This window comes from Pseudooceanicola spongiae, assembly GCF_014899185.1.
Lineage (GTDB): Bacteria > Pseudomonadota > Alphaproteobacteria > Rhodobacterales > Rhodobacteraceae > Pseudooceanicola > Pseudooceanicola spongiae.
On record NZ_CP045201.1, the window covers coordinates 252,046 to 272,112 of the forward strand.

Below are 20,067 nucleotides of genomic sequence, written 5' to 3' on the forward strand. Positions count from 1 at the left end.
TATCGCACGATGACACGCAAATCCGAGACAGACCAAAGGCCCGCGTGGCGCGCCCGGCTGCGCCATGAGGCGCGTGTTGCCTCAGCGGACCTTGCCTGGGTCGGGCGCATCCCGCTCTATGTCTGGCTGCGTCTGGCGCTGATCCCGGCGCTGCTCTGGCTGTGGTCCCTGCTGGCCGGTCTGGCGCCTGCGGGCTTTGTGGCCGGGCCGTATCTGACGGTTCGCGCCTTCTTCCTGCTGCTGATGGACGACCGGCGCAACTTTCCCATCGCACTGTGGTCGACGCTGTCGGTCTATTACGGCGGGCTGGGGCTGGCGGCGCTGATCGGGATTCCGCTGGGCTATCTGCTGGGCAGTTTCCGCACGCTGGGACGCACCAGCGCGCCCTATCTGCACGGTCTGGCGGCGACGCCGGTGGTGGCGCTGGTGCCGCTGATCATCCTGCTGCTGGGCCTCGACTGGCAGGCCAAGATCCTGATCGTGTTTCTGGCCGCCCTCATGCCGGTGATGATCAACACGCAGGCCGGTTTGCAGGGCACTGACCCCGAGCTGCTGGAGATGGCGCAGGCCTATGCGCTGTCCCCCCTGGCCCGTCTGCGCCACGTCTATGCGCCCTCGGCCTTTCCCTCCGTCATGGCGGGGCTGCGGCTGGCGGCGATTGCCGGGCTTGTCGCCTCGGCGATTGCCGACCTCTACACGGCGATGACCGGACTTGGCGCCCTGCTGCAGGGCTTTGGCAACAGTTACCGGATGGACAGCTATTTTGCCGTCGTCCTGACCTACTCCGTGATCGGCGCGCTGACGACAGGTCTGCTGACCTGGATCGAACGCCGCCTCTCTCCTCCCGCGACCCGACAGCGGCTGACCTATTAGCCGCGCAAAAGACAAAGGACTTTCATGTTTTCGCTCCTCAAGAAACTCTCGCTCTGTGCCAGCCTCGCGCTGCTGGCCGGCATGGCCCAGGCCGAGCCCTTTCGCATCATCGTGACCAGCACCGAAGCGCCGCTTGTGCCCAATTCCCTGCTGTTCCTCAGCAAGAGCGCCGGGTATTTCGACCGGGCAGGCGTGGACGTCGAACTGGTCCCCACAGCCCAGACGCCGATGGCCGTCGCCGCCCTGCGCGCGGGCGAGGGCGAGATGGCCAATATCTCGCTCGACAGTGTCATTTCGCTGCACCGCGAGGGGGTCGAGGATATGATCGCCGTGCACTCGACCGACAAGTCGATCCCCTTCCTGATTGCCGGTCGCAAGGATCTGACGCTTGAGACGATGCCCGGCACCGCCTATGGCATCGGCCGCTTGCGCAGCCTGGATCACGACCTCTCCAGCCGCGTGCTCGAGGCGCTTGGCGTCAATGTCGATACGTTGAAACTGGTGCCGCTGGGCGCGCCCGCGACCCGCGCGCAGGCGCTGCTGGCCGGTCAGATCGACGCGACCACCATGTCGATCGGCACCTACCTTGCGATGCCCGAGCATGAGCGGTTCAAGGTGCTCGTCTCGGTCAAGGACTTCTTCGAGCTGAACCCGCTGGTCAGCAAGGTCGACGTGGTGCGCGCCGAGACGCTGAAAACCCGCGGCGATGACGTGGAAAAGGTGCTCGAGGCGCTGACCCTCGCGGCGCGTGACTATGCCGCGCACCCCGAAAAATGGGTCGATGACATGGCCGCCGCCCGCCCCGATGTAACGCGCGCCACGCTTGAGGAACTGGCCGTGACCTACAAGGACAGCTGGTCGGTCAACGGCGGCTTCCAGTTCGACGAGCTGCTGTTTTCCGCCCGCAACACCCAGCAGACCTTCAAGCGCGAAAATGGCGAGGACACGCCTTTCCGTGTCGAGATCGAGTATTGGGCCGATTTCGCGCCGATGGACGCCGTTCTGGCGAAACTCGGCACCTCGGACCTTGGTGACAAGGTCACCCGGTGAGCGATCCGCTGCTCTCTCTCTCGGGCCTCGGCCACAGTTTCGGCAGCCGTGCGGCGCTCGCGGGCGTCTCTTTCGCGCTGAACAGGGGAGAGAGGGTGGCGATCCTCGGCCCCTCGGGCTGCGGCAAGACCACCTTGCTGCGTCTGATCGCCGGGCTGATCCCGGTGCAAGAGGGGCACATCACCTTGCAGGGCGCGGCCCCCAAACCCGGCAAGGGAAGTGCGGTGATCTTCCAGTCGCCGCGCCTGCTGCCCTGGCGGCGGGTGGGCGAAAATATCGCCATCGTGCTTGCTGATCTTCCGGCGACGGCACGCGCCGCGCGGGTGGCAGACCTGCTGGCCCGCATGGGTCTGGCCGAGCGCGGCGAGGATTGGCCCGACGACCTCTCGGGCGGGCAAAGGCAGCGGCTGGCACTGGCCCGCGCGCTGGCGATGAAAGCGCCGCTGTTGTTGCTGGACGAACCCTTTGCCAACCTCGACCCGCTGGCGCGCGAGCAGATGCAGGACGTCGTGCTGGAACAGGCGGCAGAGGAGGGCAGCGCCCTGATCGCCGTCACGCATTCGGTCGACGAGGCGCTGATCCTCGGCGATCGCATCCTGCTGATGCAGGCGCAGCCGGGGCGGATCGGCCAAGAGTTCACGCCGGGTCTGCCGGGCCAAGGCAGCGACAGGCGCAAGGCGGCGGGCTTCTACCCGACGCTTGCCACGATCTCGGACGCTCTGCGCGCCGCCGCAACAACCTGATCCCCCAACCCTGAACGAAAAACGGCGCGCAGAACCCTGCGCGCCGTTTCCCATTTCAGTCGTCTCAACAGATCTTAGTCGAGCGCGTAGGCGATGACGGAGTCACCGGGCGTGGTGCCCAGCGAGCCGTGGCCGCCAGCTGCGATCACGATGAACTGTTTACCGGACTTGTCGCGGTAGGTCATCGGGGTCGCCTGGCCACCTGCGGGCAGGTGATGTTGCCACAGCACGGCACCGGTCTTCATGTCGTAGCCACGGATGGTGTCATCCAGAGCCGCACCCGAGAAGGCCAGACCGCCGGCAGTGGTCAGCTGACCACCATGCGCCAGCATGCCCATCTCGAACGGGATCGGGAACTTGACGCCAGCGAACTTCTGGCCGGCGACAGTACCGTTGCGGTATTTCCACGCGGTCGTGCCATCGGTCAGGTTGACGCCAACGCGGACACCCCATGGCGGCGCGTTACACGGTGCCTGAAGGCCCGAACGCAGGTGCTTGATCGACACGGCATAGGGCCCGCCCAGGTTTTCGTTGCCCGGCTTGGATTCACCCGACGCGCCACCCTTGGAGAACATGCGCTTGTCGAACTCGCCCGCGGGACGCGGGAACAGCTGGTAGCGGTAGCCGAGGTATTGCGGCGTTGCGACCATCCAGTGATTGACCGGATCAACAGCGACAGAGCCCCAGTTGAACACACCGATGTTGCCCGGCCAGACCAGCGAACCGGTCAGGGTCGGCGGCGTGAACGGGTTGCCGTCATAGCGCAGCGAACGATAATCCAGACGGCACTGGATCTGGTCGAACGGGGTGGCACCCCACATATCGGCCTCGGTCAGCGGCGCCGGGGTGAAGTTCACCGACGACATCGGTTGCACCGGCGACAGCTCTTCGCCGGGAATGTCGGTCTCGGTGGAGACTTTCATCTCGCTCACCGGCAGGATCGGTTCGCCGGTGCGACGGTCCAGAACCCAGACGTTGCCGATCTTGGTCGGGATCAGGATCGCGGGAACCTCTTCACCACCTTTGGGCAGGCTCAGCAGAACCGGCTGCGAGGGGATGTCGCGGTCCCAGAGGTCGTGCTTGGCGGTCTGGAAGTGCCAGATCATCTGACCGGTCTTGATGTCCAGAGCGGCCAGAGAGTCGATCATCTCCTGCTCGATCGGGCCACGGCTGATGCCGACCTGATCGGGAGAGGCGTTGCCGAAGGGCACATAGACCATGCCGAGGCCTTCGTCAGCCGACAGCTGGGTCCATGCCACAGCCGAGTTCGGCTCGTAGAGCTCACCCGGTTGCAGGGGATTGGTGTCGTCCGGCTTCTTGGCGTCGAACTTCCACACGATATCGCCGGTGCGCACGTCGTAGGCACGGATCACGCCCGAGGGGTTGTTCTCGTAGTAGTTATCCGCGATCGCGCTGCCCAGGATGATCAGATCCTTGGTCACCAGCGGCGACGAGGTCTGCTGGTAGGTGGCGCGCTCAAGGTTGGGCATCTGCGCCTTCAGGTCGACATAGCCGTTGTCGCCAAAGCTGGTGCAAAGCTCGCCCGTGTCGGCGTTGACGGTATACAGACGCGCATCGACCGAAGAGGCAACGATGCGACGCGGGCATTCAGCCACGGCATCGGCAGTACGCTGCGCCTTGGCCGGATCGGTGTCCGCAGGCGCAGTATAGGCCGAGCTGTCGCTGTAGGAGACGCCGCGGCAGGTCTGGTGCTGGTACTGCGGGTCGCGTTCCATCTGCGGGTTGAACGACCAGACCAGCTCACCGGTCTCGGGGTTCAGCGCCTGAATGATGTTGTGCGGCGTGCAGAAGTACAGCAGGTCGTTCACCTTGATCGGTGTCGCCTCGAAGGTATATTCGCCGGAATCCTCATCCGCGACACGCAGGTCGCCGGTGTGGTGTTCCCAGGCGACCTTCAGCCCCGACACGTTGTCGGTGTTGATGTCCTTCAGAGCCGAATAGCGCTGGCCGAGGTTGGTGCCACCATACGCGACCCAGTCATCGGCGGGGTAGGCCACGCCACTGGGATCGACGTCGGGATTGCCGGCATCCGTGGCCGCAACCAGAGTGCCGCTTTTCACCACCGGATCAATGAACCAGGACACGGCGCCCAGAACCACGATCACCGCGACAACGGCGCGCAGCACGAAGGGGCCACTGCCGAACGAAGGTTTCCAGGTGCGGGCGGGCAGATCGCGCAGGCCTTTGACGACCGGCGGCAGGCAAAGCAGCAGGCCAAGGAAGATGATCAGCGCCCCGCGCGGGATCCACTGCCACTTGTCAAAGCCGACTTCGTAGAGGGTCCAGCCAAAGGACACGACCAGCGTCAGGGCGTAGATCCAGAGACCGCTCTGACGGCGACGCATCAATTGCAGACCTGCGATCAGCAGACCAAGCGCCATGACGACATAGAAGGGGCTGCCCCCCGCGAGGGCAAGCTGCCCCCCGTAGTAGAGGATTGCGGCCCCCAGCAGTGCGGATAAAATACCGCCAAACTGTGCTAACATTCCGGATTACTCCATTGTTTACAAAGGAAAGGGGCGGTCCGGCGAAAGAGGCTCTGAAGCACAAGCAGCGCTGGCGCCCTTACGTGCGCGTATACTCTTGCTACCACGGACATGACAGTTACCCAGCATGTTTTCATGACGGTTATGCGTGCCCGGTATGGCTGGGTCCGCGATCCGTCACGAAACAGGCGATCCCGGACGGGGCGATCAACGTCAGAGGGCGATGCGATTGCGCCCCTCGCCCTTGGCGCGATACAGCGCGGTGTCGGCGCGTCCCAGCAGATCGTCCAGCGCCTTGTCCCTGTCGCCCAGCATGGCGATGCCGATGCTGACCGTGACCTCTGGCAGCCCGTCGTCCCGCACCGTGGCGGTCGCGACCCGGATCCGCTCAGCGATCTCCTTCGCCATCTCCTGCGTGACGCTGGGCACGAGAATGGCAAATTCCTCTCCGCCGGTGCGCCCACACAGATCGCTGCTGCGCAGCACGCCGCGGATCTGGGCCGAAAAGAACTTCAGCACGTCATCCCCGGCCTGATGGCCATGCACATCGTTGATCTGCTTGAAATGGTCGAGGTCGAGGATCATCGCCGCCAGAGCAACATCGCTGCGCTTTGAGATCCTGAACAGCCGGTCGGCATTCTCCATGAAGTGGCGGCGGTTCGACAGGCCCGTGAGACCATCCAGCGTCGCCATTTCATAGAGGTTGCGCGTGTAGCGGCTGACCAGACGCACCATCGGGCGAAAGATGAACAAGGCCTCCAGCGCGACGGCGCAGAGCAGGATCAACAGAACCGTCATCTGGGCGCGGCGCAGCCCGTCGACGCGGGCGTTGGCCTCCTGCTCGAAGATGGTGACGGCACCGTCCAGCGCGGGCAACAGACCCGAACGCGCCTTGTCCTGCAACGCGCGGCGTGCGGCGGCCCGCTCAGCGCTGTCCGGCGCGGTCTTCAGGAACGCCCGCGCGCCAGCCAGATAGAGCCGCACCTGAGGATCCAGCGCGTCAGGGCCGGTAAAGTAATAGGCATGCGCCAGATCCGACAGCTGATGGCGGATTTTCAGATCTCCGCCGCGCACGATGGCATTCTCGGAGCGTTCCATCAGATTGATGGCGCTTTCCAGCAACGCCTGATCCTCGTCCCCCGCGCCGGTCGCGTCTTGTGCCAGCAGGGCGATGCGCTGGCTCAGCATGCGTTGGCGCCCGGCGATATTCACCACCGTGCCAAAGTCGCGTTGCTGCGCAATCACCGAATCCAGCAGAAAATGCACCGAAATCGACAGGAGCGCGATCAGGAACAGACCGGCGGTGTAGCCAATCGTCAGGCGCTGCGCCAGCTGTCGGTCAGACGTGATATCAAGGTTCATGCTCTGCCGATCCAACCTCTAACAGGGACACTCTTTGAAGTCGGGGCCTCGAAGACACGCCCCGTCAGGCTGGCGCACAGCCCGCCCGCTCAGGTTACAGTGAAACTGTGAACATCATAGGATTCGAAGAAAAGCGTGAAACGGTGCGGGCAGGCGGCTAGGGCCGCACGACGCTGAACCGCGCATCACAACGCGACAAAAACGCGCGTTGAGAAAATCCGGGCGCGGAGTGGGCGCGACCTGCGCCTAGCGCGGCTCGGTGTCGGGAAAGACCATCCGGTCCCGCCCCTGACGCTTGGCTTCGTACATGGAGCCATCGGCCGCTTTCAACGCCGCTTCCAGCGACCTGCCGCCATGCTCCCAGAAGGAGGCCCCGACGCTGGCGGTGATGGTGATGCCCTCCACTCCGGCAGCGGTGTTGATCGCAGTGCGGATGCGCTCGCCAATCCGGCGCGCGGCGTCCTTGGTGAGGTCGGGCAAAAGCACGACGAATTCCTCGCCCCCGATCCGGGCCACGACATCCCCGGCGCGCACCGAAGACTGGATCGCCTTGGTGGCGGCGCGCAGCACCTCGTCGCCGAAGGCATGGCCGCAGGTGTCGTTGACCTTCTTGAAGTGGTCGAGGTCAATCAGCAGCAGACCCCGGCCGAAATGCTCGTCCATATACATGACATCGGAATAGAGCTTGTCGAGGCCACGCCGGTTATAGGCGGCGGTCAGCGGGTCCAGCTGCGCGTCCTTTTGCAGCTGGCGTTCACGCCGTGCACTGCGCCGCTCGCGCTCGAACAGCAGCCCGAAAATGACAGAGCCACCGATATTGAACAGCAGGATGAACGGGATGATCGGCAGATAGTTCTGCAAGGCCGGACCGCGCAGCACCGCCAGCCCGAGCAGCAGCGTCAGCGAAAAGCTCAGCCCCATGAAAACGCACAACAGTGGCGTCATCACCGGAGGACGTAGCCGGTTCAGGCCCCAGAGCGTCCCGATCACGCTGACCATGACCATCGAGGTCAGTCCCAACGCCAGCCCAGAGCCGCCGATGACAATGCGCGCTGTGGCGCCGACGATCAGGGCAAAGACCGCGCCGATCGGCCCGATAAAGGCACCGGCAAAGCCGATGAACAGATTGCGAGTGTCGACGATGACACCCGACGCCACCGTGATCGGCTGCATCATCGCCATTACGGCACCCACCCCGAAGCAAACGCCCAGCACGGCATGGCGTACCTCGCGCCGCCAGCTCATCCCATGCACGACGCTGAAGGCAATGGTCAGAAGTGCCAGAAGGCCAAGTCCCTGGACCACCAAGAGTGCACTTTGCATAGACCTTCTCCTTCGGAGCAACACACCAGCCGGATTTTACCCAACGTCACATACCATGACCTGAATATTCTATGGAACGGGACCGGCCACAAGCCCATCCTGCGGCGCGCGGCGCCTGTGCGCGGTCATTTTTCATCGCCATGGCACTAAGACGGGGCCTATGCCAAGGTGGCAGGCCCGGAGGCATCGCTTTATGCATGCGCGCAGGGCGCTGGGCACATCAAGGGCGGCGTGGCCTCAGCTGGTCAGTCTCGGTTCATCTGCGATCTGCATCGCGCCACGGGCCAGATGGATCTGCTCGAACACCTCGGGCGTCACGGCACGCCCGCCCAGATAACCCTGGATCATCAGACAGCCAGCCTTTTTCAGCCAGCGCATCTGGTCAACCGTCTCGACCCCCTCGGCCACGGTCTTCAGCCCGAAGGTATTGGCCAGCGTCAGGATGGCGCGCAACAGCACCTCGGTCTCGGGCGTCGGGACCGGGCCGATCAGCGGCTGGATAAAGCTCTTGTCGATCTTCACCTCGGTCGCAATCAGCCGCTGCAAATAGCTGAGCGAGGAATATCCCGTGCCAAAGTCATCCACCGAGATGTGGATGCCCCCGCGGCGAAACGCGTCGATATTGGCCAGCGCATGGCCCGAGGTCGACACCAGCGAGGTTTCGGTGATCTCGACCGTCACATCCTGCGGCGCAATCTCCTCCTGCGCCAGCATCTCCAGAAAGCGCTGCGCCAGCGTCGGGTTCTCGAAGCTGCGCGGCGACAGGTTCAGGCTGGCAGGCACGCAATGGCCCCGGCGACGCCAGGCACCCATCTGGCGGGTGAACAGGGACATCACATGAAAATCGATCTCGGTGATCATCCCGGCGGTCTCTGCCACGAGGATGAACTCATCCGGCCCGACCCAGCCCAGACGCGACGATTGCAGCCGCAGCAAGGCCTCGGCTCCGACCAGCCGGTGACCATCCTCAAGCGAGAATTTCGGCTGAAAGGCCAGCTCGAACTGGTCCTGTCTCAGCGCCAGACGCAGCGCCTGCACGATCTCGCTGCTGCGCGAGATCCGTATCTCCATCCCGGGCGAGTAATGCGCATGGCGATTGCCACCGGCGGCCTTGGCCGTCTCGATCGCCAGCTCGGCCTGCCGGATCAGCATCTCGGGCGCGACTGCGCGGTCCTTCATCTGGCTGATCCCGATGCTCGCCGTGGCATAGACGGTCATCTTGTCCAGCTCGCAGGGCTCGGCGATGGCCTGACAGATCCGCGTCGCCAGCTCAGAGGCACGCGTGGCTTCCTCCGAGACCATGAAGGCCACGAAGCAATCGCTGTCGGTGCGCGCCAGCCGGTCGCTGCCGCCCAGCACGTCGCGGATGCGTTGCGCGATCAGACAGATCATCGCATCCCCGACATCCTGGCCCAGCACGGTGCGGATACGTTTGAAATTGTCCATGTCGACGACCAGCACATGGATATCGCCAACGTCGACAGACTTCGACGCCAGTGCCCGCGACAGCTTGGTGTTGAAGTTCCTGCGGTTCGGCAGATCGGTCAGCAGATCGTGGTTGGCCTCGTGCTGCGCCTTGGAGGCGACCTGCCGCTTGGCCTCATCCGCTTCGAACTGGGCGGTCACATCCGTCAGGGTGACGACGATCTGCCCCTCGGTCTTGGCGGTGTGCAGGGGGGCGGTGTTTACCGAATAGATCCGGCGCGGCCGGCCCGGCAGGCGCAGCGAGAACGTCAGGTTGCGCACCGCGCTGGGGCTGCGCGCCACGGCGCCAAAGGGCAGGGCGGCCCCTTGCGACGGCCCGGCATAGATCTGGTGCAGCGGCCAGCTGTCGACCCGGTCCTGCGCGTCGCGCGGAAAGGTCGCCAGCAGCCGCTTGGCTTCGCTGTTGGTAAAGATGCACTTGCCTTCGCCGTTGCACACCACGATGGCCGAGACGCTGGTTTCCGTCAGCGTCGACAGGAAATCGCGTTCGTTGCGCAGGGCGATCTCAAGCTTGCGCTGCTTGGTGATCACCGTTTCGACAAAGACAAAGCCCGACAGCTTGCCGCGCGAATCGTTCAGCGGCTGCATGTTGAACGTCACCCAATACGGCGTGCCGTCCTTGGTATAGTGGATATCCTCGCCCTCATATCCACGTTCGGTCATGACCGCATGGCGCAGGCTCAGCGCGACCGAGCGGTTGCTGTCCGGCCCCGTCACCAGCTGCTTGAAGTCGCGGCCGCGGATTTCGTCGATGACATAGCCGCTGTGCGTCTCGAAGGCTGCATTGGTCCAGACGACGCAGCCATCGTGATCGATGATCGCCACGAGGTTGGTCATCAGCTCGACAATCCGGCCCAGCCGCTTCAACTCGGCCTCGCCCTCGATCCGCGCCGTGATGTCGCGCATGACCAGCAGATAGCCCAGAGCCTCGCCGCGGCGGCGCGGCGCGCAGTGAGAGCCGGACACCTCGTACCAGATGCTGTGCTTTTGCCCAGAAACCCGCTGGATTCGCCCCTGAACACGGTCGTTTTCATCGATCTCGGCCATATAGCCCCGCAGATCGCGCGCCACATCGGCGGGCAGAACGTCCTCCAGCATCAGCCCGACGGTGTCATCGGGCGCGTCATGTCCGCGTGGCGTATCGGGCGAGATGATGCGGCAGAACCGGCCCTCGCTGTCGAGCTCGAAGATCAGATCCGGCATCGCCCAGAGCGCGGCATTGCGGATCTCGTCCGGCACATCACTCCCGGCGTTCGCCGGCGCATCGGGGCGCGGGACGGCCTGCTGCGTCATGCTCAGCAACAGGTCCGCCACCATCGCGAGCAGGCCGGTTTCGTCCTCCTCCGGGCGCAGCGCGCGGCGCGGCGCGGCGATGCTCAGCACACTGCTGAGGTGATCCTTGCCCAGAAGCGGCACCAGAAGCGCGGCATCCTGCTCCAGCGTCGAGGGGGCGATATGCGGCGAATCACCATATGCGGGGGGCGGCACATGCAGGCTCAGACCGCTGTTGAGGTCCTCAAGCCAGGGCGAAATCTCGTCCGCGCGCACAAATTGGCGGCTGATGTCCAGCGGCGCGAGGCCCTTCACCGACCATTCAAAGGCCCTCTGCAGGGTGCCATCGGCCTTGATATCATAGAGGATCGCCCGCTCGGCCCCGTAGAACTCACAGAGCAACCGCAGGGCAGAGCAGACCGAACGCTCAACATTCTCGCTCGTCGCACTGAGGGCGAGTCGCATGAGTCGTCCCAGCAGGCTTTCACGCGCCATCGTCATGTTTTCAGGCACGGTTTTCTGCAAGATCGCAACTTTCCACGGGTAGGATGTCGGTTCGTCCGCGACAATAATGCCTAATACGGCCTCGCCGCTTTGGAATGACTGCGCAGTTCATGTGTCTACGGATAGTTAACCTATCATGGTTCAGAGGAATTGTATCGTTTTACTCTGGCGGAGCCGTTCCCACAGCTGCGCCAGATCCGTTACAGGCTAAGCCCATCTGAAGGTTGTAATGCAAGTCCGGGGTCAAAGATTTTGCCCGCCGGTATAATGTGTCCGTGTCGCGCAACTGCAATGGTGATTTCAATCGCCGACGATCTCTCTTCGCATATCGACGATACATATAAAAACCTGAATTTACCGATGTTTACCCGTAAAAGTTGTTGCGGGGCTCATCGCTGCACAGGCCCGATCCAGCACGCACGTCTCAGGGCTGGGGTCTTGAGCCAGACTCTCTGCGAGGCCGAATTTCGGGCCACCCGGGGCCGCAGACCCGCTGAACGCCAGTCCCTCTCAGGTTGTATAATTCCGCAGCCTGTCCCTCCACATCGGTTGAGCAGGCGCCCTCCAGAGCCCACGATCCGCCTGCAGGGCAGGGCGCGCGTCACCTTTGCGCAAAGGCTGTGCCACGGTAACAAAGTGACAGTTCCTCAACGTTTTTTTAATGTTTTTGATTTCGGGGCTTCCAAAATGTGAAATTTTCTATTCATTTGTGAACAACAAAAAACGCCCGAGTGAGCCGGAATCGGCCGCTGAGGGTGACTAGGGTAGACTGAGATAATTTTTTTGACGGCTCATGCGTTCGTCGCTCACAGCGGCGGAGCACTGTGTGTTGCGCATGATTTATACGTATCCATGTTGATTGGGGCGGGGACAGAATGATTTCTATGGCATTGCTCGGCGGGGGTGACCCGACCGGAACAGCACAATGGTGCGTCGCGTCGCGCTATTTGCGCAACGGTTGGCAGTTTTCGGCAAAGACCAACCCCCCTAATTTTCAAGACTCTTACCAATAGGTTAATTATAATTTCCGTGCGTGTTCGAGCGGGTTGTAACTGCGTCGTGTGTTCAAAAGGCTAAAATATGATTTCTGAGTTTGGCTTCAGTCACTTTCGTTCTGCTGGCAGGCGTATGGTTCTGGCGGGTGTGCTTCTTGTTGCTGCCTGCACCACCTCTCCCTCGCTGCGACTGGTGACGATGGATGCGTTGAAAACCACGGTGCAATACACCATCGGTCGCCTCGACAAGATGTGGGTCGCCCCGTCCAACGCAATGATCATGATCAACCGCAAGCTCGGACGTGAGGAAGAGCAGCTGATCGGCCTGCGCAACGACACCACGATGGAGGGCGACAACTTCATGTGGCTGCGCACCATGGGCTCTCAGGGGTTCGGCACCGGGCGCTTCCAGCTGGAAACCCTGCTCAAGGACTTCGGTGAAGTCCCGACGCCCTTCTCCTCGGTCAGCAACAAGAACCTGCGCAACAGCGAAGACAGCCTGGGGGCGTATTTCTGGAATGAATACCGCACCGGCGTCAACACGATCTGCGTCCTGGCCTTTCGCCGTCTGTCGGGTGGGGCACGGGTTCTGCCGGGCCGCGCCAGCAACATGGAAGTGCTGATGCGCAACTGCGTTCAGGGCACGGTTGACGACGCGCTTGCCCCGATCCGCGACGGTCAGATCGGCTTTGGTGTGATCACCATGCCCTCCGACCCTCAGGGCGGCAACCGGATGCTGTCGCCACTCGCGGCACCACGACAGTGATGTATCCCATGATGATGATGCAAATGGTGAGGCCACGATGAAAGGTAATCTCCTTCTCGGAGCCACGCGCAACACGCCGCTGATGGTTTTGTGGTGCCTGATGATGATCCCGATCGGGGTGCTTGTCAGTGTGCCGACCTCGACAAGCGGTCAGGCCTTCCTCGGCATCATCGCCGTGGCCATCGTCGCGCTGCTCAAGCCGTTCGCGCGCTTCATGGTGCCGCGGTTCTTCCTGCTGGCGGTCGCGACCGTGCTGGTGATGCGCTACTGGCTCTGGCGGCTGCTGGAAACGCTGCCCGATCCCTCGATCTCGCTGTCGTTCATCATTGCCGTGCTGCTGTTCATGGTCGAAACCTATTCGATCCTGGTCTTCATGCTGAACGCCTTCATCTCGGCCGACCCGACGCAGCGGCGCTTTCCGCCACAGGTTCCGCCCGAGGATCTGCCCACGGTCGACATCCTGATCCCGTCCTACAACGAGCCGATCGAGATGCTGAGCATCACGCTGGCCGCTGCCAAGAACATGATCTACCCGACCGACAAGCGCACCGTGGTTCTTTGCGACGATGGCGGCACCGATCAGCGCTGCAATTCCTCCGACCCCGAGCTGGCTGCGGCCTCGCGAAAGCGGCGCGCCGATCTGCAACGGCTCTGCAAGCGCCTCGGCGTCAAATATTCGACCCGGGCCCGCAACGAGAACGCCAAGGCCGGCAACATGAGCGCCGCGCTTGAGGATCTGCATGGCGAAATCGTCGTGGTCTTCGATGCCGACCACGTGCCCTCGCGCGATTTTCTGGCCCGCACCGTCGGCTATTTCGTCGATGACCCCAAGCTGTTCCTCGTGCAGACGCCGCACTTCTTCATCAACCAGGACCCGATCCAGCGCAACCTCGGCCTGTCACGCGAATGCCCCCCCGAGAACGAGATGTTCTATTCCCAGATCCACCGTGGTCTGGACCGCTGGGGCGGGGCGTTCTTCTGTGGCTCCGCGGCCCTGCTGCGGCGTGCGGCGCTGGACAGCGTTGGCGGCTTTGCCGGTGAGACGATCACCGAAGATGCCGAAACCGCCCTCGAAATCCACTCGCGCGGCTGGAAGAGCCTCTATCTCAACCGGGCGATGATCGCGGGCCTTCAGCCGGAAACCTTCGCCTCGTTCATCCAGCAGCGTGGCCGCTGGGCCACCGGCATGATGCAGATGCTGCTGCTCAAGAACCCGCTGTTCCGCAAGGGCCTGCGCTTTCCGCAACGGCTTTGCTACATCAACTCGATGAGCTTCTGGCTGTTTCCGCTGATCCGCCTGACCTATCTGATGGTGCCGCTGGTCTATCTGTTCTTCGGGATCGAGATCTTCGTCGCGACCTTCCCCGATGTCATGGCCTATATGCTCAGCTATCTTGCCGTGTCCTTCCTGACGCAGAGCGCGCTTTATTCGCGCTATCGCTGGCCGCTGATTTCGGAAATCTACGAGATCGCGCAGGCGCCCTATCTGTTCAAGGCCGTGTTCAAGACCGTCCTCAGCCCGCGCAGCGCCAAGTTTGCCGTGACCGCCAAGGACGAAACGCTGGAGCAGGATTACATCTCGCCGATCCACTGGCCGCTGACGATCCTGTGGATCTGCATGGTGGCAGGCATCGTCGCCCTTGGCATTCGCTGGTACCTCTTCCCCGGGGATCACCCGGTGCTGGCGGTCGTCGGCGGCTGGGCGATGTTCAACTTCATTCTGGTGACCATCGCTTACCGTGCCGTGGCCGAAAAGCAGCAACGTCGCTCCTCGCCGCGGGTTGAGATGAACGCCCCCGGCACGATGTGGGCCGGTGACGGCGATCAGCTAATGGAGGCGCCCGTGCGCATCCTTGACGCTTCGACCCGTGGGGCGCGTCTTCTGATCGAGGAAACCAGCAACCGGGCGCCCTCGACGCAGCAGCTCAAGGGCTCCAAGATCTACTTCCGCCCGCAGTTCGCGGAATCGCCGCACCTTGAAACCAAGGTTCTGGCCAAGGTGATGTCCGTGCAATCTTCGCCGCGCGGCCAGATCCTGGGCCTGCTGCTGGAAGCGGATCAGGACCTGAAAGCGCAGGAAACCGTCGCCTACCTGATCTTTGGCGACAGCGAAAACTGGCGCCGGATGCGGATGTCGACGGAAGCCAGCAAGAGCATGATTGTCGGCTTCGGCTATGCGCTGATGTTGTTCGTGCGCGGCTTCCCGGCGCTGATGTCGGACCTCGCGAAAGAGCCCGGGCGTCTTGCGATGGTTCATGCCACCACCCCGTCCGAAAAGAAATCGGCGCACCTGCTCGCCTTCGGTGTCGATCTGGAGGAACAGAACGACCATGCGATCGAGATCCCGCGCGACGAAAGTATCGGTGCATCAGTATGATACAGGTTCACAATCGCGCTTCGGCCTTCCGCTCCGTCTGTCTGGCCTGCCTGCTCTCCGGGATCGCGTTCTCGGGGGTCGCCCAGACCACCACGGCCACGCCTGAGGAGGAGGTGCCCACCATCGACCTCGCCCCGGTGCTGGAAATGTTCAAGACCGAAGAGGCCCCTGCCGACGCGGAGACCCAGACAACCTTCTCCATCCCGGAATATGACCGGGGTGGCGATACCTCCAAGCCGATGTCCATTCCCACGGGCAATGTGCTGCTGCCGCTGCGCTCTGCCGGGGTGGCCGCGACCGGCAATAACCGCATCGTTCGGCTGACCGGCGAACGCACGGCGGCGTCGTTCTTTGTCGACCTGCCGAATACCGCGCAGGCGAAGTCGTTCAAGCTGTCCTACCGGATCAGTATCAACGTGCTGCCAGAGCGCTCGAAACTGTTGATCACCGTCAACGGCAAGGCGCTCGACCCGATCGAGCCGACGGCCTTTTCCGGGTTCGAGGATATTGATCTGCCGGTCGATGTGCTGGTGCCGGGGCGCAACGAAATCACCGTCGTAGCGCAGGAATCCCACCGCATTTTCTGTGGCCCCGAAGCGACGTTTGAAATCTGGACCGAACTCGATCTCGGTGGCAGTGGCGTGGAATACGACAGCGCCGATCTGTCCAGCGATCCCGAAGGCTTCACCTCCGCTCTGCTGGCGCAGCTGGTGTCGCAGAACGTCATTCCGGTGCGTGCCGATCCCGAAATCCGCGATCAGATCATGCCCGAGCTGACGGACCGCCTTGCCGGTCTGCGCAACGGCGCGCCGGTGATGCTGCGGGCCCAGAGCATCTATGCCAGCCCCAGCATCATCCCGCCCATCGCGCGCATCACCATCCTGCCCGACAACCGTGATTTCGCCCAGGTTCGTCAGGGCGCAGATGGCGCACAGGTTCTGGTCATGTCGCTGACCCCAGAGGGCACCCTGCCGAACATCGACTTCCTGCTGCCGGCGCCGCCCTCAATGCCCGATGTCGGCGTGCTGGAGCCGGGCAAGCGCACCAGCCTCGAAGACCTCAAGTTCACCGATGTCTCGGCCTATAATCGCTATTCGGAACAGAACGTTACCTTCCGTCTGCCGGACGAGTGGCTGGTACTGTCGTCGCAGAACGCGATGCTGAAACTGCTCTACAGCTTTGCCGATGGCCTGCCGGAAAACGCCCTGATGCTGATCAAGGCCAATGGCACCACCGTGCGCCTGCTGCCGCTGGATCAGGGCGGCGGCCGTGCGCTGCCGCTGCTCGACATCGGCTTTCCGGCGCGTCTGCTGCACTCCGGTGTCAACAACCTGACCTTCGTGTCGATCGTCCCCGGCGATCCGCCCGATATGCCATGCCCGGCGTTTGAAAATCCGCTGCTCAACATCGACCCGACCTCGACCCTCTTCGTGCCGAAGGTTCCGAAGATGACCTTCGTCGGCGTTTCGGATGCGCTCGCCGCTCTTGGACCCAGCCAGATCAGCTATCAGGCCGATGGCGAAGACGACGACAGCACTCTCGAAATGGCGCTGAAGACCGCGCTGCGCCCTCTCGAAGGGCACACCATGATCGAGGGCGCCAAGCTGAACGTGATCACGGCCGACAGCCTTGACCAGATCACCCTTGGCGAACTCGGCCTGACCCGGCGCGAGCTGGAGGCCGTTTTCCTCAACAGTCGCCCCGCGCCGCTGACCCAGCAGATCGATGATCCCTCGACCCGCACATGGGTGCTGCCTGCCTTCTCCGAGCTGCTGAACGCCGTGTCCCGGAACGTCCGGGGCCTTGCCAAGCCCGGCGACGGAGAGCTGAAGGACTGGCTCGCCAGCCGCAATGGCAAGGCCGTGGTGGTGATCCCTCAGGAAGAAGATCCTCTTTCGCTCTGGTTGATCGTGCGTCCTCAGGCGGACCCGGTTGAAGTTGCCGCGAATCTCGCGCAGGCTCGTCTGTCTGCGACTGGTCCGACGGGGCGGTTTGCACTGCTCACCAACGATGACCAATGGGACAGCTGGCATGATCGCACCTATCCCCCGAAACTCGAAGAACCCCTGTCTTTCCGTAACTTTCGGGAAGTGGCAGGGAACTATGCCTCTTGGTCACCGCTTTACTTTGTACTCGTTCTGTTTGGATTGACGATCGTTTCCGTTTGTCTGGCCCTGGCGTTTGTTGTGACCACGAGAGGAAGGCGCAAGCGATGAAGCGTAGAACTATGCTCTACTCGATGGCCAGTGCCGTTGGCGGGGTTTTCGCCCCGGGGTTGATTGGCACCCAAGCCAAAGCCCAATACTTTGCTGGTGAACTTAGCGATGTGAACGGACCGTTGGCGGCGCCATGGGCGGCGTGGAAAGCGGCGTTCCTGCACGAGGACGGGCGCGTCGTCGATGAATTGCAGCAGGGGGCCAGCCACTCTGAAAGTCAGGGCTACGGCCTTTTGCTTTCGGCGATTCTTGGCGACAATTCCGCCTTTGACCGGATCTACCGCTGGACCGAAGCCAATCTGGCCGTGCGCTCTGATGCGCTGCTGGCCTGGCGCTTTCTGCCCGACTCTCCCGACCGGGTGCCCGACAAGAACAACGCCAGTGATGGCGATCTGTTCTATGCTTGGGGTCTGGCCGTGCGCGGTCAGCGCGATGGCAGACCGGAGCTTCTGGACCGTGTCAGCGCCATTGCACGCGATCTGGTGGCGAAATGCCTGATCCGCGCCCCCGACAGGAGCGGGCGTCTGTTGCTGACCCCGGCGGCGCAGGGCTTTGACCGTGGCGATGGCGTGATCATCAACCCATCCTACTACATGCCTCTGGCGCTGCGCACGATTGCTCAGATCACGGGGCAGGCTGACCTTGCCACCTGCGCGACGGACGGCGAAACCCTGATGTCGCAGCTTTCGGGCGGCGGGCTGATCCCCGACTGGATCCGCATCGGCCCCGATGGCATCAGCACGGTCGAGGGCATGTCCTCGCGCAATGGCTATGACGCCCTGCGCGTGCCGCTGTTCCTGATCTGGTCGGGCAACCCCGGCCATGTCGCCGTCACCGCCGAGGCGCAGGCCTATCAGCGGGCGGTGAATTCCGGTCGCCTGTCACAGGGCGAATATGTGACTGTATTTGACCGACTTTCTGGTAGTGTGATCGAAACCAGCCGTCACGTTGGCTATGGCGCTGTTGCCGCCTTCGTCAATTGCTCGGTTGTCACGCAGTTCGGTGCGCCTATTCCGTTCTTTCAGACTGTCGATCAACCCTATTACCCGGCGACCCTGCATTTGATGACCCTGATTTCTCAAATCCAGACCGCTTCCACATGCGAGCCGATATGAAGATGTACCGTACCTCCCTCCGCCTCGCCCTGTTCGCCGGACTTATGGCGGCAGGCCTGTCGGCCTCGGGGCCTGCTCTGGCCCAGGACGCGCCCTCGACCGAGGATCTGCGCGCCCTCCGTTTTTACATAGAGCAGAACGAAACCACCGCCGTCAGCGCTGAAATCCGCCGCCTGCAGAACGAATTCCCCAGCTGGACGCCCCCCGATGATCTGAGCGCGCTGCTCAAGACCGGGCCGACGACCGAGGTTGCGGATATGTACAGCCGCATGTCGCGGGGCGATATCGCCGGCGCGCGGCGCATTCTGGAACAGACGCAGGCGAAATATCCCTCCTGGCAGGTACCTTCGGATCTGACGCAGCAGCTCGACCTCTCGGAAGCCCAGACCGTATTTGACCGCGCCGTCGCTGCGCGTGACGTCAACACCGCGATCCAGACCGTGACGGCCACGCCGTCGCTGCTGCGCTGCGACCGGATCAACAACACCTGGAACCTTGCCAGCCTGCAGGCCGGGACCGGCAACAAGGCCGGGGCCTATGTGGCCTATCGCCAGATCGTCAACACCTGCAACGAAATCCCCGATCTGATCTCGACGATCGAAAAGTCCGAAGCCGTGACCACTGACGATCAGCTGGAAAGCCTGCTCGACGCCGCCAAGGCCCGTTTCGTGACGCAGAGCGCGACCTTCGACGCGCTTGGCAACCGCCTGCTGGCCGGTCGTGGCATCGTTCAGGACCCCACCGCCCCTGCGCGCATCACCACCCCGACACGCACCCCCGTCGCTGAGCCCAAGCCAAGCGCGGCCCCTGCGCCCGCGCCGCGTGCCGCCAACAACGCCCCCGCAGCGGCCGCCGTGGCCCGCAGCTCCGGCAGCCAGCGCACCGCGCGCGTCCAGACCACACTGCCGCGCACCGGCGACGGGCGTCTGTCGCGCACGATCTCGGCCGCACGCTCCGGCAATTTCCGCGAATGCGCCGCGCAATCGGCCCGCCCACGCTCGCTCGACATCGCGTATGAGCGCGCCTGGTGCGTCTACAACCTCGAACGTCCGCTTGAGGCGCTGGCCTATTTCAACCTCGCGGCCAATGCCGGCATCAGTGCTGGCGTGACGCGGGATGCGCGCTTCGGGATGACCCTTGCCATGCTCAAGCGCAACATGACGGAAGAGGCCTCGCGCATCGCCGCCAGCACCGATCTGACGATGGAACAGCGCCGCGAAGTCGAAGCGACGATCCTGAACCAGCGCGGCGTCCAGTCCTATGCCAAGGATGATTACGTCGCCACGATCAACTATTTCAACGCTCTTGAGGCGATCAGCGGGCCCCTGCCGCGCGATCTCGCGATCATTCGCGGCTATGCCTACCTCAACAAGGGCGACAACCTGAAGGCGCGTAGCATCTTTGAAAAGCTGCACAACGACCTCGCAACCGACGAAACGCGGGCTGCGATCACCTCGACCTACAACTACTGATCTCATT

12 protein-coding genes are annotated in these 20,067 nt (G+C 63.1%); 8 read left to right on the plus strand and 4 right to left on the minus strand.

The window, feature by feature from the left end; all coding sequences use genetic code 11:
* Window positions 1-9: 9 nt before the first annotated feature.
* Genes F3W81_RS01195 through F3W81_RS01205 form a run of 3 tightly spaced genes read left to right on the plus strand, consistent with a single transcriptional unit; the run spans window position 10 to window position 2,666 of the window.
* Window positions 10-873 (plus strand): ABC transporter permease, encoded by an 864-nt coding sequence (locus F3W81_RS01195; protein WP_226941792.1) that lies wholly within the window; start codon window positions 10-12, stop codon window positions 871-873.
* A gap of 24 nt (window positions 874-897) precedes the next feature.
* Entirely contained in the window at window positions 898-1,923 is a 1,026-nt protein-coding gene (locus tag F3W81_RS01200) for an ABC transporter substrate-binding protein (RefSeq protein WP_193081806.1), read from the plus strand.
* A complete protein-coding gene (locus F3W81_RS01205; RefSeq protein WP_193081808.1) occupies window positions 1,920-2,666 on the plus strand; it encodes an ABC transporter ATP-binding protein in 747 nt (248 codons plus the stop codon). The genes F3W81_RS01200 and F3W81_RS01205 overlap by 4 nt, the downstream gene beginning before the upstream one ends.
* A gap of 74 nt (window positions 2,667-2,740) precedes the next feature.
* On the opposite strand, the gene F3W81_RS01210 is transcribed toward F3W81_RS01205, so the two are convergent.
* The 4 genes from F3W81_RS01210 to F3W81_RS01225 all read right to left on the minus strand — a co-directional run bounded on the left by F3W81_RS01210 (window position 2,741) and on the right by F3W81_RS01225 (window position 11,080).
* A complete protein-coding gene (locus tag F3W81_RS01210; RefSeq protein WP_193081810.1) occupies window positions 2,741-5,173 on the minus strand; it encodes a membrane-bound PQQ-dependent dehydrogenase, glucose/quinate/shikimate family in 2,433 nt (810 codons plus the stop codon).
* Between the two features lie 213 nt (window positions 5,174-5,386).
* Complete coding sequence (locus F3W81_RS01215; protein ID WP_193081811.1) at window positions 5,387-6,535, minus strand: GGDEF domain-containing protein; 1,149 nt, start codon at window positions 6,533-6,535, stop codon at window positions 5,387-5,389.
* A gap of 246 nt (window positions 6,536-6,781) precedes the next feature.
* Window positions 6,782-7,858: a GGDEF domain-containing protein gene (locus tag F3W81_RS01220; protein WP_193081814.1), complete on the minus strand. Its 1,077-nt coding sequence runs from the start codon at window positions 7,856-7,858 to the stop codon at window positions 6,782-6,784.
* 237 nt (window positions 7,859-8,095) lie between these two features.
* Window positions 8,096-11,080 (minus strand): sensor domain-containing protein, encoded by a 2,985-nt coding sequence (locus F3W81_RS01225; protein ID WP_193081816.1) that lies wholly within the window; start codon window positions 11,078-11,080, stop codon window positions 8,096-8,098.
* A 1,119-nt stretch (window positions 11,081-12,199) separates the two neighbouring features.
* Here F3W81_RS01225 and F3W81_RS01230 point away from each other — a divergent pair.
* Genes F3W81_RS01230 through F3W81_RS01250 form a run of 5 tightly spaced genes read left to right on the plus strand, consistent with a single transcriptional unit; the run spans window position 12,200 to window position 20,060 of the window.
* Window positions 12,200-12,880 carry a hypothetical protein gene (locus F3W81_RS01230; RefSeq protein ID WP_193081818.1) on the plus strand — a complete coding sequence of 227 codons (681 nt, stop codon included), beginning with the start codon at window positions 12,200-12,202 and terminating at the stop codon, window positions 12,878-12,880.
* Window positions 12,881-12,917: 37 nt separating this feature from the next.
* Window positions 12,918-15,257, plus strand: a complete 2,340-nt coding sequence (bcsA, locus tag F3W81_RS01235) for a UDP-forming cellulose synthase catalytic subunit (protein WP_193081820.1) — start codon at window positions 12,918-12,920, stop codon at window positions 15,255-15,257.
* Window positions 15,254-17,473 carry a cellulose biosynthesis cyclic di-GMP-binding regulatory protein BcsB gene (locus F3W81_RS01240; RefSeq protein ID WP_193081822.1) on the plus strand — a complete coding sequence of 740 codons (2,220 nt, stop codon included), beginning with the start codon at window positions 15,254-15,256 and terminating at the stop codon, window positions 17,471-17,473. Before bcsA ends, F3W81_RS01240 begins: the two co-directional genes overlap by 4 nt.
* Window positions 17,470-18,588 (plus strand): glycosyl hydrolase family 8, encoded by a 1,119-nt coding sequence (locus F3W81_RS01245; RefSeq protein ID WP_193081824.1) that lies wholly within the window; start codon window positions 17,470-17,472, stop codon window positions 18,586-18,588. The genes F3W81_RS01240 and F3W81_RS01245 overlap by 4 nt, the downstream gene beginning before the upstream one ends.
* Window positions 18,585-20,060: a hypothetical protein gene (locus F3W81_RS01250; protein WP_193081826.1), complete on the plus strand. Its 1,476-nt coding sequence runs from the start codon at window positions 18,585-18,587 to the stop codon at window positions 20,058-20,060. The genes F3W81_RS01245 and F3W81_RS01250 overlap by 4 nt, the downstream gene beginning before the upstream one ends.
* The last annotated feature ends 7 nt before the right edge of the window (window positions 20,061-20,067 follow it).